The sequence below is a fragment of the Deinococcus sp. QL22 genome, assembly GCF_023370075.1.
Taxonomy (GTDB): domain Bacteria; phylum Deinococcota; class Deinococci; order Deinococcales; family Deinococcaceae; genus Deinococcus.
This window is the reverse complement of the sequence record NZ_CP097149.1, coordinates 880,698-898,378: the sequence shown is the minus strand read 5'-3', so window position 1 is coordinate 898,378 and position 17,681 is coordinate 880,698. Positions and strand designations below refer to the sequence as shown.

The 17,681-nt window shown below is 63.3% G+C and carries 16 protein-coding genes; 8 read left to right on the top strand and 8 right to left on the bottom strand.

Annotated elements, in window-relative coordinates; translation table 11 throughout:
- Positions 1-36 precede the first annotated feature (36 nt).
- Positions 37-1,422 (bottom strand): hypothetical protein, encoded by a 1,386-nt coding sequence (locus tag M1R55_RS04275; RefSeq protein WP_249393489.1) that lies wholly within the window; start codon positions 1,420-1,422, stop codon positions 37-39.
- A 123-nt stretch (positions 1,423-1,545) separates the two neighbouring features.
- Positions 1,546-2,943: a hypothetical protein gene (locus tag M1R55_RS04270; protein WP_249393488.1), complete on the bottom strand. Its 1,398-nt coding sequence runs from the start codon at positions 2,941-2,943 to the stop codon at positions 1,546-1,548.
- A gap of 349 nt (positions 2,944-3,292) precedes the next feature.
- Here M1R55_RS04270 and ftsH point away from each other — a divergent pair, with 349 nt between their 5' ends.
- On the top strand, positions 3,293-5,158 hold the full coding sequence (gene ftsH, locus M1R55_RS04265) for an ATP-dependent zinc metalloprotease FtsH (RefSeq protein WP_249393487.1): 1,866 nt from the start codon (positions 3,293-3,295) through the stop codon (positions 5,156-5,158).
- Positions 5,159-5,232: 74 nt separating this feature from the next.
- Here the strand turns inward: ftsH and M1R55_RS04260 are convergent, their stop codons facing one another.
- Complete coding sequence (locus M1R55_RS04260; RefSeq protein ID WP_249393486.1) at positions 5,233-6,756, bottom strand: Ppx/GppA phosphatase family protein; 1,524 nt, start codon at positions 6,754-6,756, stop codon at positions 5,233-5,235.
- A gap of 10 nt (positions 6,757-6,766) precedes the next feature.
- Positions 6,767-7,564 carry an enoyl-CoA hydratase-related protein gene (locus tag M1R55_RS04255; protein WP_249393485.1) on the bottom strand — a complete coding sequence of 266 codons (798 nt, stop codon included), beginning with the start codon at positions 7,562-7,564 and terminating at the stop codon, positions 6,767-6,769.
- A 157-nt stretch (positions 7,565-7,721) separates the two neighbouring features.
- On the opposite strand from M1R55_RS04255, the gene ruvX reads away from it, so the two are divergent.
- The 4 genes from ruvX to M1R55_RS04235 all read left to right on the top strand — a co-directional run bounded on the left by ruvX (position 7,722) and on the right by M1R55_RS04235 (position 11,331).
- Positions 7,722-8,144 (top strand): Holliday junction resolvase RuvX, encoded by a 423-nt coding sequence (ruvX, locus tag M1R55_RS04250; RefSeq protein WP_249393484.1) that lies wholly within the window; start codon positions 7,722-7,724, stop codon positions 8,142-8,144.
- A 108-nt stretch (positions 8,145-8,252) separates the two neighbouring features.
- A complete protein-coding gene (locus M1R55_RS04245) occupies positions 8,253-8,444 on the top strand; it encodes a hypothetical protein (RefSeq protein WP_249393483.1) in 192 nt (63 codons plus the stop codon).
- A gap of 255 nt (positions 8,445-8,699) precedes the next feature.
- On the top strand, positions 8,700-10,367 hold the full coding sequence (locus tag M1R55_RS04240) for a long-chain fatty acid--CoA ligase (protein ID WP_249393482.1): 1,668 nt from the start codon (positions 8,700-8,702) through the stop codon (positions 10,365-10,367).
- A 169-nt stretch (positions 10,368-10,536) separates the two neighbouring features.
- On the top strand, positions 10,537-11,331 hold the full coding sequence (locus tag M1R55_RS04235) for a nucleotidyltransferase domain-containing protein (RefSeq protein ID WP_249393481.1): 795 nt from the start codon (positions 10,537-10,539) through the stop codon (positions 11,329-11,331).
- On the opposite strand, the gene M1R55_RS04230 is transcribed toward M1R55_RS04235, so the two are convergent.
- On the bottom strand, positions 11,312-11,788 hold the full coding sequence (locus M1R55_RS04230) for an NADAR family protein (protein ID WP_249393480.1): 477 nt from the start codon (positions 11,786-11,788) through the stop codon (positions 11,312-11,314). The genes M1R55_RS04235 and M1R55_RS04230 overlap by 20 nt on opposite strands.
- An 88-nt stretch (positions 11,789-11,876) precedes the next feature.
- Between M1R55_RS04230 and M1R55_RS04225 the strand changes: the two genes are divergently transcribed.
- The 3 genes from M1R55_RS04225 (at position 11,877) to M1R55_RS04215 (ending at position 14,468) form a co-directional block, all read left to right on the top strand.
- Complete coding sequence (locus tag M1R55_RS04225; RefSeq protein WP_249393479.1) at positions 11,877-12,974, top strand: methyltransferase domain-containing protein; 1,098 nt, start codon at positions 11,877-11,879, stop codon at positions 12,972-12,974.
- A 118-nt stretch (positions 12,975-13,092) separates the two neighbouring features.
- Positions 13,093-14,106: a Gfo/Idh/MocA family protein gene (locus M1R55_RS04220; RefSeq protein WP_249393478.1), complete on the top strand. Its 1,014-nt coding sequence runs from the start codon at positions 13,093-13,095 to the stop codon at positions 14,104-14,106.
- Complete coding sequence (locus M1R55_RS04215) at positions 14,103-14,468, top strand: hypothetical protein (RefSeq protein WP_249393477.1); 366 nt, start codon at positions 14,103-14,105, stop codon at positions 14,466-14,468. Before M1R55_RS04220 ends, M1R55_RS04215 begins: the two co-directional genes overlap by 4 nt.
- A 301-nt stretch (positions 14,469-14,769) precedes the next feature.
- Here the strand turns inward: M1R55_RS04215 and M1R55_RS04210 are convergent, their stop codons facing one another.
- From M1R55_RS04210 to M1R55_RS04200, 3 genes are all read right to left on the bottom strand, one after another.
- Complete coding sequence (locus M1R55_RS04210; RefSeq protein ID WP_249393476.1) at positions 14,770-15,618, bottom strand: enoyl-CoA hydratase/isomerase family protein; 849 nt, start codon at positions 15,616-15,618, stop codon at positions 14,770-14,772.
- 137 nt (positions 15,619-15,755) lie between these two features.
- Positions 15,756-16,235 carry a LapA family protein gene (locus M1R55_RS04205; RefSeq protein WP_249393475.1) on the bottom strand — a complete coding sequence of 160 codons (480 nt, stop codon included), beginning with the start codon at positions 16,233-16,235 and terminating at the stop codon, positions 15,756-15,758.
- 90 nt (positions 16,236-16,325) lie between these two features.
- The gene (locus M1R55_RS04200) at positions 16,326-17,639 is read right to left on the bottom strand and encodes a thymidine phosphorylase (protein WP_249393474.1); all 1,314 of its coding nucleotides are present in this window, start codon (positions 17,637-17,639) and stop codon (positions 16,326-16,328) included.
- Between the last annotated feature and the right edge of the window lie 42 nt (positions 17,640-17,681).

Below are 17,681 nucleotides of genomic sequence, written 5' to 3'. Positions count from 1 at the left end.
GGAATGTGATGAGTACTTCTGCACTCTTTGTCCCGCCTAATCCAGCCTCACCAATTGCCCCGCCGCCTCATACCACACGCGTCTGTCCGGGCCTGCTGCTAGGGCGTGTGGGCCAGCCGCTTTGCCGTTCTGGGTCAGCACGGGTACGGTCAGTGTGCTGGTGCCGCCGCTCTGGGCGCGGTAGAGGCGGGCCTGTGTGGAGTCGCCCACCCATAGCGTGCCGTCTGGGGCCACCGCCAGTTCAGTTGGGCGTGCGCCAGCGGGCAGGGCCAACTGACTTTGCTGGCCTGTAGCTGGGTTCAGGTTCCACACCGTGCCCGTGCGGACTTCTATAAACCACAGCGTGCCGTCGGGGGCGGCGGTCAGGGCGTCGGGCAGGCTTTTGCCGGGAATGCCCACCCTGTACGCGGTGGTCTTGCCGGTGGCCGGATCAAGCCCGATGATGGCGGGGTCGGCATAAAAGCGGGTGTAGTACAGGTGCCCATTCGCGCCCAAAGTCAAGTCTTCGGCGTTCTCTTCTACGGCATAGGACGTGACCTCGCCGCTGGCCGGATTCAGGGCGGCCACGCGGTCACGGGTGTACTGGGTAAACCACACCCGGTCTGCGGTGGGCGTGGCACCGTTGATGGTGTCGGCGGTGGCCCCCACAGCATGCCGTTTGATCTGGCCCGCACTGTCCCGCGAAATCAGCACGCTGCCGTCACTCAGTGCACTCCGAACCGTGACCCACACGCGTCCATCCGGGGCAACGGCATGGCTGGTAATCGTTTCAAAACCGCCCAGGCCAAAGCCCAGCAAAGTAAAGCTGTTCTGGTCCGGATCGAAGCGCAGCAGATGATGACGGCTCTCCTCGTTTGCGCTGACTGGAGCACGCAGCAACACGGTTCCGCCCGCCTCGAATTTCATGCCGCTGGCCTCGTATGGACTGCCCGCACCCACCACAATCGGATGTACCGCGAAGGTCAGCACGGGCAGCGTCAGCGTGGCGCTTTTGCCCGCAGAGGTCACGGTAACGGTGATGCTTTGGGTTCCTGTGGTGCTAGGCCGTCCCTGTACTCGCAGCGGGATCAGTGTGTCTGCGCCGTCTGGCCGGGCAGATTCCGCCGTCACGGTCAGTCCGGCGGGGGCGCGGTCTACCGTGACCGTCACTGTTCCTGCCGAAGACACCCGCAGCAAAGTCTGTGCATCTGCGCTGCCAATCAGTGCCAACGCTTGATCTGCACTCACTTTGAGGCTGGCTACGGCGGGCGCGGTGTGGGTACTTCCGCCCTGTCCACCCGGCACAGCGGGCGCAGTCGGCCCCCCGCAGGACGCCAGCAACAAGGCAGCGGCCAGCAGCGGTGCAAACCGCTCGGCGGGCTTCCGGCGAGGTCGGCTTTCAGAGCAACCGGGGTGGCGGGCAACCGTGAGGGGAAGACGCATAGGTGCAGTTCACACTATGTTCCCTGACTTCCACCTTACATTCTTCACTCAAAGGAATAAATATTTTTGAACTAAACCGCTTGCCACTAATTCTGATGTCACACAGGCGGCGGCCCACTCTGTTCAGTTCAGGGTGCGTCCGCCACTGCCCATGAGGGCCTCGGCTTTTCGCAGGTGGTCGCGCAGGGTGACGTGCCAGTCGTCGCTTTCGGGCGTGTGCGCCAGGGCCTGCTGGGCGTGGGCATAGGCTGCCGCCGGATTCAGGAAGCCCTGCTGGGCCATTACGTCGGCGGCCATCTGGTGCCCCGTGACCCAATCGCGGCTATCAGGGGCGGCCTCCCGCACCACACGCTCGTAGTGTTCCAAGGCGTCGTCGAGGTGGTAATAATCCAGCGCCACGCTGCCCAGCACCAGACTGGCCGGAACCACTGCGCCCTGCGCCAAGGCCTGTTCTGCGGTCTGCTGCGCTTCTTGCAGGCGGCCCAGGCGGTAATCGCATTCGGCCATATCTGCCAGCACTTCGGGTAGGTAAGGGTATTCCGGGTCTTGCAGCACGGCTTCCAGGCGCTCGCGGGCGTCTACCGGTCGGTCTAGATCCAGCAGGGCCACGCCGAGTTCGTGGTTGGCATACGGCCTGTCGGCTTCTGTCGCCAGTTTCAGGGCTTCCTCGAAAGCAGCGATGGCCTGTTCCTGCAAGCCCAGATGGGTCAGAATCTGGCCGCGCACCAGCGCCACGCCGTAGCTGGGGTCGCCGTGTTCGCGCTCCAGCCGGGCGGCTTCCTGAATGGCCTCGTGCGCGGCGTCGGGCTGCTCCTGGTTCAGCATGGCCTGCGCCCGCAGGTAGTACCACGTCGCCAGATTCAGCCCCTCGTCGGGTTCCTGCCCGGTGTACAGGGCGCGGGCCTGATCTAGGGCGATGGTGGCTTCTGCCGTCTGGCCCACCGTCAGCATCAGCGCGGCCTGCTCCTGCAACATAATTGCGCGGTTCAGACCGCTCGTCAGGTGCGCGGCCTCGCCGTACAGGTGAATGGCATCGGTGGTGTGGCCCAGTTGCTCCTGACTGTCGGCCTGCCAGGAGCGCAACCGCCAGCGCAGATGCTCCGGCAGTTCGGTGCTGGGCAGGTGTATGTCCAGCGCCTCCTGCGGCTTCTCGGCCAGGGCCAGGGCGCACATGGCATGAAAACGGGCCAACGGGTCGGCGGCCTCGCGCACGCCAGCCGGGGGCGGCGTGGCCTCGCCCTCACGCAATCGGGCGTCCAGTTCGGCCATCAGTGCCAGATACAGCGGGTCGGTCTGGAGGGCGGCGTCCAGCAGGCGGGCTTCGCGCAGCGCCAGAGCCACCTCATTGGTCGAAGTATCTCCGTACAGCGCATGGACACTGGCGACATACAGGGCGATCCGCGCCCGTTCGAGTTTTCCAGCTTCCCGCATGGCGCTGTCCAGCACGTTGAATGCCGTGTCGTAATCGCCCCCTGCGAGAGCCGTGCAAGCCTGCTGCCAGGTGGTGGCGACCTCAATCATTACCCAGCAGTTTAGCGCGGAAGGAAGAACGGGTCAGTGGTAAGGGGCCAGTGAGGAGCGGCGAGCGCAAAAGAGGCTCAGTGGTGGAGAGGCAAGCTGACTCTTTAGCGTTGGTGCCAGATGACGGAACCCGAAAACTATGGCGCTCACCTAAGCTGCTTCCGCATTCCACGATCTACGCGTGACATTCCGGCTAAATCACCTCGCCCCTTAGCACTTGCTCAAGCCAACGTGTGACACCGCCTACACCCACACATCTTGAGTCTGGTACACTCAACTTCATGGAGCATCCATCGGCTTCACCCGCAGTTTTTCCCTCCCCGCCCTCTCTAATTCTGGAGGATTTCTCTTGAAGCGGTTGAATCCATGGCTGATCGTTCTGTTCGTGCTGGCGCTGTTCCTGATGTTTTCTCAGGCACCTCTCGGCGGGCGTGCTACGGTCAATTATAACGAGTTCAAAAATCTGCTCGACAAAGGCGTGATCAAAACGCTGGTGGTTCGGGAAAGTATCGGCACCGTTACCCTAGACGCCCCCTCTCAGGTCAATGTCAATACGCCGCAAGGCCCTCAACCCCGTGAAGTTCCCGGCTTTACCGTGCGCTTGCCCGGCAGCCTCGCCACGCCCGATAGTGGTCTGATCGGCCAACTCGAAGCCCAGAACGTCGATTACCGCTTCGAGGCTCCCAGCCAGTGGCTGAACATTATTCTTAGCCTGCTGCCTATTTTGCTGCTGTTCGGCATGATGTATTTCTTCTTTATGCGGGCGCAGGGCGGCCAGAGCGGCGTCATGCAGTTCGGCCAGAGCAAGGCCAAGAAGTACGGCAAAGAAAACCGTGTGCAGACCAAGTTTACCGACGTGGCCGGACACGAGGAAGCCAAGCGTGAACTGATCGAAGTCGTGGACTTCCTCAAGAATCCCGGCAAGTACCACCAGATCGGCGCAGAAATCCCCAAGGGCGTGCTGCTGGTCGGCCCTCCCGGAACCGGTAAAACGCTGCTGGCCCGCGCTGTGGCCGGAGAAGCCGATGTGCCGTTCTTCAGCGTCAGCGCCTCCGAATTCATGGAAATGTTCGTGGGTGTAGGAGCCAGCCGTGTTCGCACGCTGTTCGAGGACGCCCGCAAGAGTGCGCCCGCCATCATGTTCATCGACGAAATCGACTCGATTGGCCGCAAGCGTGGTGCAGGCATCGGCGGCGGGCACGATGAGCGCGAGCAGACGCTGAACCAGATCCTCTCGGAAATGGACGGCTTCGACAAGACCAGCAACGTGATCGTGCTGGGCGCGACCAACCGCCCCGACGTGCTGGACTCGGCTCTGCTGCGCCCCGGACGCTTTGACCGTCAGGTGACGATCGACCTGCCGACCCTGAAAGAGCGCGAAGCTATTTTGAAGGTGCACCTGCGCAACAAGCCGATGGCTCCCGGCGTAGACGTGCCAGAAATCGCCAAGAGCACGCCCTACTTCAGCGGCGCAGACCTGAAGAACGTGACCAACGAAGCCGCGCTGGAAGCGGCCCGCCTGAGCAAGACCCAGATCGACATGAGTGATTTTTACCGGGCGCTCGACAAGATCACGCTGGGCCTGGAAAACGGCTCGCTGAGCGTCAGCCCCGAAGAGCGCAAGGCGATTGCCTACCACGAGGCCGGACACGCCGTTACCTCCGCCGTGATCCCCGGTTCCGACAGGCTCCAGAAAGTCAGCATTATTCCGCGTGGGCGTGCGCTGGGTGCCGCGTTCTACCTGCCCGAAGAGCAGGTGTTGATGAGCAAGGAGCGCCTGGAAAACCAACTGGTCGTCGCCCTGGGTGGCCGCGCCGCCGAAGAAGTCTTCATGGGCAACGTGACCAGCGGAGCCGCCGACGATTTCCGCAAGGCCACCAACATCGCCCGCAAGATGGTGCTGGAGTGGGGCATGGGCGAGAACTTCAAGAACATGGCGCTCTCCACCGAAAGCGGCCCCGTGTTCCTCGGTGAAGACATGGGCCGTCCCAAGGCCTTCAGCGAGCACACCAGCCAACTCGTAGACGAGGACGTGAAGCGCATCCTGAACCGCGCCTACGAACGCGCCCGCCAACTGGTCAGCGACTACACGCCCGCCATGCACGAAGTCGTGGAAGCCCTGCTAAGTCAGGAACTGATTACGGGTGACGTGGTACGCGCCGCCGTAGCCAAGATGGGCGGAAGCCCAGAGCCGATGCCGCAAACGACGGCGTAAGCCTGACTAGATTTCATTCAGATTGACGACAACTCCCGCTGTTTGGGGGTTGTTTTTGGTTGTGGCTTTCCGTATCAGGCTTTCTCGGCTGGCGTGATCTTGAACTCCAGCCCCCCAAATTCCCGCGTCCACAGGTCGGCCTTGTCGCGTGCGCCTGCAAGGTCTAGCGGCGTGGCTCCGCTGATCTGCACCGTCCAGCCCTGCCCGCTGCGAGTCAGGCTGTGAATCTGGGTCTGGCCCGCGTGCGAGCGGTCTAGGCCGTCTGCAACACGCAAAATCGCCGACAGGCGCGACACGAGGGCGCGGTCTACGGTGGGCAGGGCCATAAAGTCGGCGTGCGACGGCTTGGGCAGGCTTTTGCGGTGGTAGCGGGCCACCTGCGCGATCCGTTCTATGTCGTGCGGGCCAAACCCGCGCAACTCGGCGTGCCGGATCAGGTAGGCGCTGTGTTTGTGGTGACTGCTCTGGGCCACGATTTGCCCGGTTTCGTGCAGGGCAGCGGCGGCGGTCAGCAGGCTGCGGGCCTCTTCGGGAAAGGGCACGCCCGCCGCGATCAGGCCGTCCATCAAAGCCCGCGATAAGGCGGCCACCTGTTGCGAGTGGCCCAGATTTGCGCCAAAGCGTTCGGCAGTCGCCAGCACGCTGCGTTGGCGGGCGCTGAGGCCGGAAGAAAAACTCTGGAAGCGCGAGAGTTCCTCGATCAACATGCCTTCCCGCAAGGCTCCCTCGCTGACGGTGACCTGTGTGGCTCCCAGCATCTCCAGCGCAGCGTGCAGCACGGCCAATCCCGCCACGATGGTATCGGCACGGTTGCCCAGGCCCGGCAATTTGGCGCGTGCGGCGGGCGACATCCGGCGCACCCGCTCCAGCAGTCCGGCCAGATCGGCCACCGAAAAGCGCACCCCGTTGATGCTGCCTTCACGGCCCGACAGGACAGCAGCGGCGGCTTCTGCCGTGCCACTCGACAGAATTACGCGGGTGCCGGGGCCCATTCGGAAACGGGCGGCGTGGGGGGCCAGTGCGTGCCTGACAGCGTCCTGTACGGCCTTCACCCCAGTCCGGTTGCCACGCGCCTCATGGTGCAGATGCGCCCGCGTCATTCGGATGCTGCCGAGGGGCAAGCTCAGGATGTCGGCGGCCTGATCGGGGCGACCCCGCGCAAATTCCAGGCTGCCGCCGCCCAAATCCAGCAGCACGTTGTCTGGCCCCAGTTCCACGCTATGGGCCACGCCCAGATACGTCAGTTCGCCTTCCCGCTCGCCGCTGATGACCGCCGGATAAACCCCCGTGCGGGCCTGGCTTCGCGCCGCCACTTCGGGGCCATTGGGAGCCTCGCGCAGGGCACTCGTGGCATACACGCGCAACTCGCTGACTCCTGCTGCGGCGGCCAGTTCCTTAAAGCGGGTCAGCGCCGAAGCCAGGCGGTTTTCCCCTTCCGGCGTCATGTTTCCGGCGGCGTCCAGGCATTCGCCCAATTTGGTGCGGTCTTTCAGGGCGTCCAGCACCCGGAAATCGCCCTGCTGGTTGGCTCCGGCGTGGGCCTCGGCAATCAGCAGATGGCTGGAATTGGTGCCGACATCGGCCACGGCTACTTTCATACAGCCACCTTCATTCTGTTTCTGACCGCACAAACTCCGGCGCACGCTTGGCCTTGAACGCGGTCACGCCTTCCTGATGCTCCCAGTGGTCTCCGGCCAGTTGTTGCAGTTCGGCCTCCAGATCCAGCGCCTGATCCAGCGTGCTGGTTTGGGCCGCGTTCAGCGCCTGCTTGGTCAGCTTCAGAGCGTTGGCGGGGCGCGAGGCGAGGCGTTCGGCGTAGGCCTGCACCGCGTCTGCAAAGCCTTCGTCGGGCAAGACTTCTTCGCACAGGCCGTACTTCAGCGCGTCGTCGGCCCGCACCCGGTCAGCCAAGGCCATCAGCGCGAAGGCGCGGTGGTAGCCCACGAGTCGGGGCAAAAACCACGTGCTGCCGCTGTCGGGCACCAGCGCAATGTTGGAAAACACCTCGATCAGGCTGGCCGACTGCGCCCACAGCCGAATATCGCCTGCCAAAGCCAAGCTTGCGCCCGCGCCCGCTGCCACGCCGTTCACTGCCGTAATTACGGGTTTGCTCAGCCCGCGAATGGTGCGAATCAGGGGGTTGTAAGTGTGATTCAGGTGCTCGGTGAAGGTCATGTCGCGCCCCGACACGTCGCCCAGATCCTGTCCCGCGCAAAAGCCCCGGCCCGCGCCCGTGATGACCACCACACGCACGGCATTGTCGGCGTCGGCGGCCTGCAATTCCGCCGTCAGCGTCAACAACAGCGCGTCGTTGGCCGCATTCAGTTTGTCAGGGCGGTTGAGGGTCAGGGTACGCACGCCCGCACGGGTCTGGCTGAGAATCACCGGGGATTCGGGTTGGGTCATGGGGTACAGGGTAGTGGATCGTAGACCTTTGGATCGTGGAGATGTGAACTGGATCTCTGGGGTTGTTCGCAAACCTCACAGTCAACAAGCGTGATGCCCGCCCAATCTTTTCCTACTCACCAATACCCACTTACCATTTTTCACCTATCCTCCCCCCATGACCCCCACCGCCCTTCCCACCGTTCTCGCACTCGACGTCAGCAAGCGGCGCATCGGCTTTGCGGTCAGTGCCGGGGGGCTAGCCTTCGGGCGCGGCAGCATAGACCGCAAACGCCTGCCGCTGGATCTGAAAGCCGTGCGCCTGCGTGCAAAGGAATCAGGGGCGGGGCTGCTGCTGCTGGGGCTGCCGCTGGACGCCGATGGGGGCCACAATGCCGCGTTAGACCGGGTGCGGGCCTTTGGACGCATTTTGCAGGAGCAGGGCTATACGGTGGCCTATCAGGATGAACGCTTTACCACCCAGCGGGCGCGGGCGCTCGGCGCAGCCGATGAAGACGAGGCCGCCGCCGTGCAGATTCTGGAACTGTACCTGATGGGCCTGAAGCACAACGCGCCCGCCGAGGCCGAGGAATGGGAGTAGGGAAGGGCTTGGTGGACAGAGAATCTGGACTCCAAAATCACCCAGCCAATTGACCCAGCGGCCCCCGTTTTCTGCACCACACCGGGCCAGTGCCCCGTAAGATGAAGCATGGCCCTCCACTCCATCTGGCAGCGTGTCAAAGCAGTGTTCAGGCGTCCTTCTGGCGGCCAGCAAAGGGAAGATGAAGGCGACGGCACGGGCGTGCTGGTGGGTGTCGGCCCGCGTCCGCTGAGGGGCGGGGCACAGGCCAAGCCGCCTCAGCATGTAGTGGAGGAATCTTCAGAGCAAGCTCGGCACTAGGGGCAGAGGGAATGGCTCCGCGTGGGTGTTCCTGCATGTGTTGCGGATTTGGGCCGCCGTATGAAGCTACACCACTCTAGACTCGGTTCAACTTCCTCGTTTCCCGCTAGAATACCCACACACATAGGCTTTCCCCTTTGGGGCAGACACAGGGCGAACCGTCGCCTTTGTTTTCCCTGTCGCTGCTTTTCCCTGTTCTCAACTTCTCTCGCTGATCTGTGCCCACACAGCAGCCACCTTCCCCGGAGGCCACCCATGCAAGGCAACATGATGGATGTACCGCTCACCGTCCCCTTTATTCTGGAGCGGGCACGTACCACCTACGCCTCCCGCGAAGTCGTGAGTTTGCTGGTGGCAGGGCGCGACGAAGCTGGACAACCGATTCCTCACCGCCATAGCACCACCTACGGCGCGGTGGCCGACCGGGCCTTGCGTCTGGGCGCGGGTTTGCTGGGCCTTGGCCTGCAACCGGGAGACCGGGTGGCCACGCTGGCGGTCAATTCCTTCCGGCACCTGGAGGCGTATCTGGGCGTGCCCAGCGCGGGACTCGTGCTGCATACCGTGAATATTCGCCTGCACCCGAAGCAGATCGCGTGGATTCTGAACCACGCCGAAGACCGCGTGCTGCTCATCGAAAACGTGTTTGGGGCCATGATTCCGGCGATTAAAGCCGCCTGCCCCAAGCTGGAGCATATTCTGGTGCTGGGGCCGACGCCTGCGCCTATTCCGCTGCCCGGTGTGGCCGACTATGACGCCTTCGTGATGGCCCACGAGCCTCTGGCCCAGTATCCGCAGATCGCTGAAACCGACGCGGCAGCCATGTGCTACACCAGCGGCACCACCGGAAACCCCAAAGGCGTGCTGTACACCCACCGCTCTACGGTGCTGCACTCGCTGGTCAGCGCCCCCAAAGACGGCCTGAACGTGGGCGAGGCCGATACCGTGATGCCGATTGTGCCCATGTTCCACGTGAATGCCTGGGGCCTGCCCTACACCTGCGCCATGTACGGCGCGAAACAGGTGTTTGGGGGCGTGTTCAGCGATGGACGCACACTGGCCGGACTGCTTCAGAATGAGGGCGTGACCATCACGGCGGGCGTGCCGACCATCTGGATGGGCCTGCTGGCCGAGCTTGACCGGGCCAAAGCCGAGGGCGAATCCTACGACCTGCACGCCCTAGAGCGCCTGATCGTGGGGGGCAGCGCCGCGCCCGAAAGCCTGCTGCGGGCCTTCTGGAACAATCATGGCCTGACCATGCTGCACGCGTGGGGCATGACCGAAACGCACCCACTGGGCACCGCCAGCGGCGTTCCTGTCGGAGTAGATCCCGCCAGCGATGAAGGTTTTGCTCTGCGGGCCAAGCAGGGCCGCGCCGTGCCGCTGGTCTGGCTCGATCTGCTCTCGGAAGAAGGCGAGCGCTTGCCCCACGACGGCAAAACGATGGGCCGCCTGATCGCGCGTGGGCCGTGGATCGCCAACAGCTATTTCAAGGGCGAGGGCCAGAGCAATTTCTTCGAGCTGGACGGCAATCTGTGGTTCGACACAGGCGACATCGCCACGCTGGATGCACGCGGCTATATGCACATTCAAGACCGCTCCAAAGACCTGATCAAGTCGGGCGGCGAGTGGATCAGCTCCGTGGATCTGGAAAACGCGATCATGGCCCACCCCGCCGTGGCCCAGTGCGCCGTGATTGCTATGGAAGACCCCAAATGGGATGAACGCCCGCTGGCCGTCGTGGTGCCGCGCCCCGGCCAAAGCGTCAGCCACGAAGAAATCATCGCGTTCATTTCGCCCAAGTTTGCCAAGTTCTGGCTGCCCGACGCGACCATCACCGCCGAAAGCATTCCGATTGGAGCCACCGGCAAATTCCTGAAACGCGAAATGCGCGAGCAGTACAAGGATTTCAAGCCGGGAAGCTGAGGTGTTTGGGCTATGAGCCAAGAACTCTGGGCCATGGACTCCAATTTTTTGAATTTGATTCTCTGCTGTTTACCGCGCCCCAAGTCAACCCGACTGGGGCGCGGCTTTTTGCCCTGCTCAGTCATTCTGCCGATGCTTTCGCCCCGTGCTACACGCCACACTAACGGGCATGACCGCTCTTTCCCAGCTTCCAGCTTGGCTGCCCGAACTGACCCAGCACTGGGCCGCCGAAGAAGGCGTGCAAGCCGTGTTCCTGACCGGAAGCTTTGCGCGGGGCGATGCCAATGAATTCAGTGATCTGGACGTGCAATTGCTGGTGGTTGACGGCTCATCGGTGAGCGGCCATACCACCTACCATGAAGGCCTGCTGCTGAGCGTAGACCGCAGCGAACTCAGCCACCGCGAACGCGCTCTGACCGACCCCGACACCGCCCTCTGGAACCTGGTGGCGCTACAGACGGGTCTGCCGCTACACGATCCGGCAGGGGTATTTGCCGTGCTGCAAGCCAAAGCACGGGCATTAGAGTGGGCCACGCTTGCCCCTGAAGCCCACAGGCAAGCGGCCAGGCGAATCGCTGGGAGTGCCGAAGAACTCCACAAGATCATGGGCGGCCTGAATGCGGGCGACGCGGGCAAAGTCGCTTACGCCGCGCTAGGCCTGACCTTTGCGCTGGGGCAAGCCGCTTTACTGAGTACCGGAACCCTGATTCCCACCGAAAACCGCTGGCTGACACTGGCCCGTGATGCTTGGCCTGATCCTGTTTGGCATGAGTCTTTCTCTTGTCTGGCCGGACTGGGAACCGACTCGCCGGAAGCGCGGGGGCGGGCGGCACTCACTACTTATGCACGTGCCGTCGCTCTGGCGCAGTGGCCTCAAGATTCTGGGCCAGAGCAGCGGGACTACGCCGTGGCACAGGAGGCAGCGAGCCGTGGTGCAGCCTTTCTTAGCCGAGTTGTGCCCTGAACTCTGACCGCACCTGCTCCAGCGCCAGCCCCAGCAGATTTTGGCCCCAGCGGGCGCGGTTGGCTTCGGCGTCGGCCTCGCGGTAGCCGATGCCCCAGATGCGGTCTGAGGGCGAGGCTTCTACCAACGGCGCGTCGCCCGTTTCGAGCAGGACGGCGCGGAGCCTGGCATTCTGGCCGAATTTCAGTCGCAGCATGTCCAGCGCCACTTCAAAACGTTTGGCCTCCCACACGGCGTTGTCGTAGGGCGCAACCAGACGGCCCAGGCGTTTGCATTCATCAGGCGTGGGGGCGGCCAGAATCGCGGCGAGGCGTTCTGTGTCACCAAAACACTCGGCTTTACGGGCCATCAAATACTGTTCGGCAGTGTGGTAGGTCACGCCGTCGGCCGTAAAAATGCTGGGGTGAAAGTTAGAAAAGGGATGTGCAGTACGGTAGAAGTAGACGGGAGCGGTCATAGGGTTAGCCTGTCACGCGCCGCGCCCCGGTGCATCGGCTCTGTGGCCTAAGCCGCCTCAGCATCCCGGCGGGCTATACTGCTCTGCTATGCCGCGCCCCGCCCGTTCCCGCTCCGACAATCGCCATGACCCCAATTCGCCCTTTAAACGCAAGGCCAGCAAGCCCAAAGGCGACTACCGGGAGCGGCAGCCTGCACACGAATACGTGCTGGACGTGCTGCCGGGGCTAGAGGCGATTGCGGAAAACGAACTGGCCGATGTGCCGTTGGCCCGCGATATTCGTGGTCTGCGCTTCTGGTATCCCGGCGACATGGAACGCCTGAACCGCCTGAAATCGGTGGTGGCCGTGTACCGCATCAAGGCCTGGGATGTGCCGCGTCCACGCGGGTTTCTGGGCAATCAGCAGCTCAGCGAACTGGCGACCTTCGTGGCAGAAGTGGCGCGGGTGGGCGGCCACAAATCCTTCCGACTGGGCGCGGCGGGCAAGGAATCCAGCGTGATGCAGCGCCTCGCCTCCGAACTGGAGGGGCTGATTGGTCTGACACACAATGCCGAAGAAGGCGAATTGCTGCTGCGGTTCCGGCCCGAAGAACACGGCGAAGGCTGGGAAGTGTTGGCCCGCATGACGCCCCGGCCCCTGTCGGCGCGGGCGTGGCGCGTGTGCAACATGAACGGCGGCCTGAACGCGACGCTGGCTTACGCCGTACTGAAACTGGCCGGGCAGCGCGACGAAGACCGCATTTTTAATCCCATGAGCGGCAGCGGCACCCTCCTGATCGAACGCGCCCTGATGGGGCCATCGGCGGCGATGGTGGGCGTGGATATAGACCCCGCCGCCGTGGAGTGTGCCCAGCGCAACCTGGCCGCCGCCAAACGTGAAATTGAAGTGGCCTGCGTGGACGCCCTGAACACGGGCCTGCCCGACCGTTCCTTCGACCTGATCCTGGCCGACCTGCCCTGGGGCGACGCCATCGGCACGCACGGCGGCAACGAAGTCTTGTACCCGGCCTTCCTGAAGGAAATGTACCGCCTGCTGAGCCGTCAGGGCCGCCTGGCCGTCATTACGCACGAGATCAAATTGTTTCAGGGCCTCCTCGAAGGCAGTACCGAGTGGTACGCCCGCGAACTGTTTCAGGCGTTCAGCGGGGGGCATCATCCGAAGGCGTATTTGCTGAGCAAACGGTAAAGAGACTGTCGGAAGTGAGGTGTAGCACGGAGGAAAGCGTGGAGTGTGCACCGTGAATGGTGGGAAAAGCCAAACCACGATCTACGCTCTCCACTCCACGCTCCATTAGGCTAGAGCCATGACATCTACGGGAGCGGGCTTACGCTGGGGCATCTTGGGCGCGGCGCGGATTGGGCGGGCGCTTATTCCAGCTATTCGGGCGGCGGGCGGAGAAGTGACGTTTTTGGGCGTGCGCGAGCCAAATGCCGAGCGGGCGCGGGACTACGCCGCCGAATGGAACATTCCGGTGGTGGGCAGCTACGCCGACGCCCTCGCCTCTGATGTGGACGCCATTTACAATCCGCTTCCCAATGATCTGCACCTGCCCATGACCCGCGACACCTTGCGGGCCGGAAAGCACGCCCTCACCGAAAAGCCGTTTACGCTGAATGCTGCCGAGGCCGCCGAACTGGAGCGGGAAGCACAGTCAGCGGGAAGGGTGCTGCTGGAAGCCTTCGCCTACCGCTTTCAGCCGCATGTGGAGCGCATCGTGGAGTTGGTGCGCGGCGGCGAATTGGGCGAGATTCGGGCCTTCCGGGGCGCGTTCGGCTTCCCGCTCACCAACCCCGACGACTTCCGCTGGGACGCCAGCAAGGGCGGTGGGGCGCTATTCGATGTGGGCACGTATCCGGTGAATCTGATGCGCCTGCTGTTGGGCGAACCCCAAAGCGTTACCGCCCGCGCCCGCTGGACGGAAGGCGGGACTGCCTCTGGCGTGGACATGGGGCTGAGTGCCGTGCTGGACTACCCGCAGGCCTCGGCCAGCATAGACTGCGCCTTCGATTGGGGAGATACGGCCACGCAGCGCCTGACCGTCATCGGCACACAGGGCACCCTGGATATGTCGGGCGTATTCCACAGCAACACCGCCGAGCCCAGCACGTTTACCCTCACCAACGCCGCCGGGACAACGCAGGAAACGTTTGGGCCATTCAATGCCTATGCGGGCATGGTCGCCCATTTTCAGCGTGTGGCGTTGGGGCAAGAAGCCGCCCTGTACCCGCCCAGCGACGCCGTCGCCCATGCCCGCGTGCTGGACGCCCTGTATGCTTCGGCCCGCACGGGGGAGCGGGTGGACATTCACGGGTCTTGAGTTGGCGGGATGCAGAAGTTGAGCGCCTGACGGCGCAATACGGCACGGTTCCGCCCCCTTTGACGCTGTACCCCGAATTCCATCCGCTCAGTGCGTTTTGGCGCATGGGCGGCGGTGAGAGCCACATCATGTTGTGGGGTCAGTGGTGGCAATCTCAGGCTTGGGATGAGGCCCAGCAGCTCGCCTACTTCCGCAGTTTTTTGCCCCCGCCGCGTTGGTTGCCGTGGATGGGGGACGCGGTTTGGGGTGCCGATTCGGATGACGAATTGGAGGAAGACGCCGTGCTTGAAAAGCTGGAGGGCCTAGGCTTCGGCAGCCGGGCTGAGTATCTAGCCGATTGGGAGGATGAGCGGTGGGAATGAAGGACTGGGTTATTGGCCTTGTCCCACCATGGATTCCCCCACCCCCGGCCCCCTACCCCCAAAGGGAGCATGGGGAGTGTCACTCCGCTGAGGAGGATTCATCTTGTCGTGTTCTAACTCGGCTAAATCCCTCATTTGAACCGCAATTGCCAGTTCATTCCAAGATGGAATTGGCCCGCGCGTTTCACGCACGACGGCCCCACCTGCATTCGGGCGGCGCGTTTTTAGGTCTGCTACAGGGGAAACCAAACTGTTGACACTGCCCACCTACTCAAATTACCCACTCCACGATCCACCGCCCCTATATCGGTGCGTCTTCTGCAAATTTCGGCTCCCGCTTTTCGCGGAGGCTGGCTAATCCTTCGCGCACATCGGGGCCAGTAAAGCCCAGAAATTCTAGGGCGAGGCTGGCATCAAAGGTCGGCCCGGCCGCACGGAGCCAGTTGTTCAGGGCGTATTTTGTCCAGCGAACGGCGGTGGGGCTGCCTGCGGCCAGTTGGCGGGCCACCCTCCATGCCCGGTCTAGCAGTTCCTCGTCTGGCACGCACAAGCTCACCAGTCCAATCCGCTCGGCTTCCTCGCCCGACACGGGTTCTCCGGTCATCAGGTGGTATTTGGCCTTGTTCAGACCGCACAGCAGGGGCCAGATGATTGCCGCGTGGTCGCCCGCTGCCACGCCCAGCCGCACATGGCCGTCCAGCAACCGCGCTGTTTTGGCCGCCACGCTCACATCGGCCAGCAGTGCCACTGCCAGTCCCGCACCCACGCAGGGGCCGTGAATCGCGCTCACCACAGGTTTTCCGCAATTGATGACGTTGTACACGAGGTCACGGGCTTCGCGCCACACGCGGGCCAGCGCCGTAAAGTCAGACGCCATTTCTTCGATCAGTTCAAAATCCCCGCCCGACGAAAAGCCTCGGCCCTCGCCCCGGATCAGCACGCAGCGCACGCCCTCGGCAGCGTCTATGTCGCGCCACACCACCGTCAGGGCGCGGTGGGCGGGGGCGTTCACACTGTTCAGGGTGCGGTCATTTTGCAGTACCACTTCCAGAATTCCGCCGTCGTGCATCTGGAGGTGCAGGCCGGGGTACGCGCCGGGTGCGGTCAATTGGGCGACGCTGGGAGGCTGTCCGAAAGAATGGGGAGTCATGGGCTGAGGCTAATACAGAAGGGGCCGGGTTGGTGGGCGGGAGTCCCAAGCTTCCCTGATCAATTCGGACTGAAATAGACGACAAGCAGGACGGGCCTTTACGTTCTGGCCCGTCCTGCCGCTGTGATCCTCTGTTCTTAGCCCAATTTGCGCTTGAGGTAATCGTCCAGTTGGGCCAGTTGCAAATTCAGGTCGCGCTGCAAGCCGTCTATGCGGGCGTTTGTGGCGGCCAAGTCAGAGGCGCTTAGTTCCTTACCCATGCCCAAAGCTTTGGGCGCTTGCATCTGCGTTTCCAGCGAGCCGAGGCGCTGGTCGATGTGGGTTTGCAGTTGGGCAAAGCGGCTGCCCTCCTGACTGTCGAGGCTGACACGCAGGGCTTCCATATCGCGCAGCAATTTGGCGCTGTCGGCCTGTGCCCGCAGACCCGTGACGCCCGCCCAGAAGTAGAAGATCAAGGCCAGCGCCAGCCCCAGCAGCAGCAAAATCATGCCCAGTGGCACGCCCTTATAGGTCACGAATCCCAGGCTGAGGGTATGGGGAAAGGTCAGGGCATTGATGTTGAGGATGCCGAACAGCACCAACAACAACACAATGACGATCAGGACAATGGTACGCATACAGAGCAAGGTAACACCCCGGCTGGGGCAAAGGGCCGGGGATAGATTGCGAGAAAGTTCACGGAACGGGCGGGGAGATGAGTTTGGGGATCAGTTCACCCGGTCAAGAATCAGAGCTTCTGCGGCGGGTTTATCGGCTTGCAGGGTCAGACCCGCCGTCAGCAGGTCGCGGGCCACATCCAGCCCCCGCCCATCCCGGTGATACAGGCGGAGCACGGCGTCTCCGACCTGTACCGCGTCGCCAGGTTTTTTCAGGAGTTCCACGCCGACTCCGTGGTCGATCGCCTCGCCTTTGCGCTCGCGCCCGCCGCCCAGCACCAGTACGGCGCGGCCCACGCTCAGGGCGTCTATCTTGCCCACGAAGCCGCCGCTGGTCGCCAGAATCTCCTCGCGTCCGGGCGCTACGTCAAACTTGCTCACATCGTCCACGTAGGTGGGATCGCCGCCCTGTCCCTCGATAAAGGCCCGGAATTTGGCGAGCGCCGAGCCGTCGCTGAGGGTGGCGCGGGCGCGGGCTTCAGCTTGCTGCTCGTCTTCGCCCTGTGCGGCCAACGCCTCTACAGCCAGCGATACGCACAGTTCGGTCAGGTCTTGGGGGCCGTGACCGCGCAGGGTGTCCAGCGCTTCCAGCACCTCCAGGCTGTTGCCCGCCATAAAGCCCAGCGGCGCGTCCATGTCAGTCAGCACGGCCCGCACCTGCCGCCCGGAATGCTTGCCGATGTCCACCATCGCCCGCGCCAGCCCGCGCCCATCTTCCAGCGTTTTCATGAATGCACCCGCGCCGACTTTCACGTCCAGCACCACCGTATGCGCCCCAGATGCCAGCTTTTTGCTCATAATCGAACTGGCGATCAGGGGCAGACAGTCCACGGTGGCGGTCACGTCGCGCAGGGCGTACAACTTGCCGTCGGCGGGGGCAAGGTCTTTGCTCTGGCCCACCAACGCCAGCCCAATCGTGCGGGCCTGCTCCAAAAAGTGGGCCTCATCCAGCTCGCTCGTCCAGCCCGGAATGCTTTCCAGTTTGTCTATCGTGCCGCCCGTGTGGGCCAAACCGCGCCCGCTCATTTTGGCCACCGTCAGGCCCAGCGCGGCCAGCATCGGCGTCAGAATCAGGCTGGTCTTGTCGCCCACGCCGCCCGTGGAGTGCTTGTCTACGGTGCGCGGCAGGTCTCCAAGGTTCATCTGATCGCCGCTGGCCGCCATCACCAGCGTCAGATCGGCGGTTTCGGGAGGCGTCATGCCCTTCAGATACACCGCCATCAGCCACGCGGCCACCTGATAATCGGGTACGTCGCCCCGCGTGTAGCCCAGCACCAAGGCTTCCAGTTCTGCGCGGGAATGTTCGTGTCCGTCGCGTTTTTTCTGAATCAGGTCAGGAATATGCAGTTTGGGTGTGGCAGTCATACAGCAGTCTACGGGGCGCAGACCAGGAAAGTGGATGAATCT

Bases quoted from the DNA above. Each gene is read 5' to 3' on its own strand.
- M1R55_RS04260 (WP_249393486.1), bottom strand. From the start codon at position 6,756: ATGAAAGTAGCCGTGGCCGATGTCGGCACCAATTCCAGCCATCTGCTG.
- M1R55_RS04240 (WP_249393482.1), top strand. From the start codon at position 8,700: ATGCAAGGCAACATGATGGATGTACCGCTCACCGTCCCCTTTATTCTG.
- M1R55_RS04235 (WP_249393481.1), top strand. From the start codon at position 10,537: ATGACCGCTCTTTCCCAGCTTCCAGCTTGGCTGCCCGAACTGACCCAG.
- M1R55_RS04200 (WP_249393474.1), bottom strand. From the start codon at position 17,639: ATGACTGCCACACCCAAACTGCATATTCCTGACCTGATTCAGAAAAAA.
- M1R55_RS04220 (WP_249393478.1), top strand. From the start codon at position 13,093: ATGACATCTACGGGAGCGGGCTTACGCTGGGGCATCTTGGGCGCGGCG.
- M1R55_RS04270 (WP_249393488.1), bottom strand. From the start codon at position 2,943: ATGATTGAGGTCGCCACCACCTGGCAGCAGGCTTGCACGGCTCTCGCA.
- M1R55_RS04210 (WP_249393476.1), bottom strand. From the start codon at position 15,618: ATGACTCCCCATTCTTTCGGACAGCCTCCCAGCGTCGCCCAATTGACC.
- M1R55_RS04275 (WP_249393489.1), bottom strand. From the start codon at position 1,422: ATGCGTCTTCCCCTCACGGTTGCCCGCCACCCCGGTTGCTCTGAAAGC.
- M1R55_RS04255 (WP_249393485.1), bottom strand. From the start codon at position 7,564: ATGACCCAACCCGAATCCCCGGTGATTCTCAGCCAGACCCGTGCGGGC.
- M1R55_RS04245 (WP_249393483.1), top strand. From the start codon at position 8,253: ATGGCCCTCCACTCCATCTGGCAGCGTGTCAAAGCAGTGTTCAGGCGT.
- M1R55_RS04230 (WP_249393480.1), bottom strand. From the start codon at position 11,788: ATGACCGCTCCCGTCTACTTCTACCGTACTGCACATCCCTTTTCTAAC.
- M1R55_RS04225 (WP_249393479.1), top strand. From the start codon at position 11,877: ATGCCGCGCCCCGCCCGTTCCCGCTCCGACAATCGCCATGACCCCAAT.
- ruvX (WP_249393484.1), top strand. From the start codon at position 7,722: ATGACCCCCACCGCCCTTCCCACCGTTCTCGCACTCGACGTCAGCAAG.
- M1R55_RS04205 (WP_249393475.1), bottom strand. From the start codon at position 16,235: ATGCGTACCATTGTCCTGATCGTCATTGTGTTGTTGTTGGTGCTGTTC.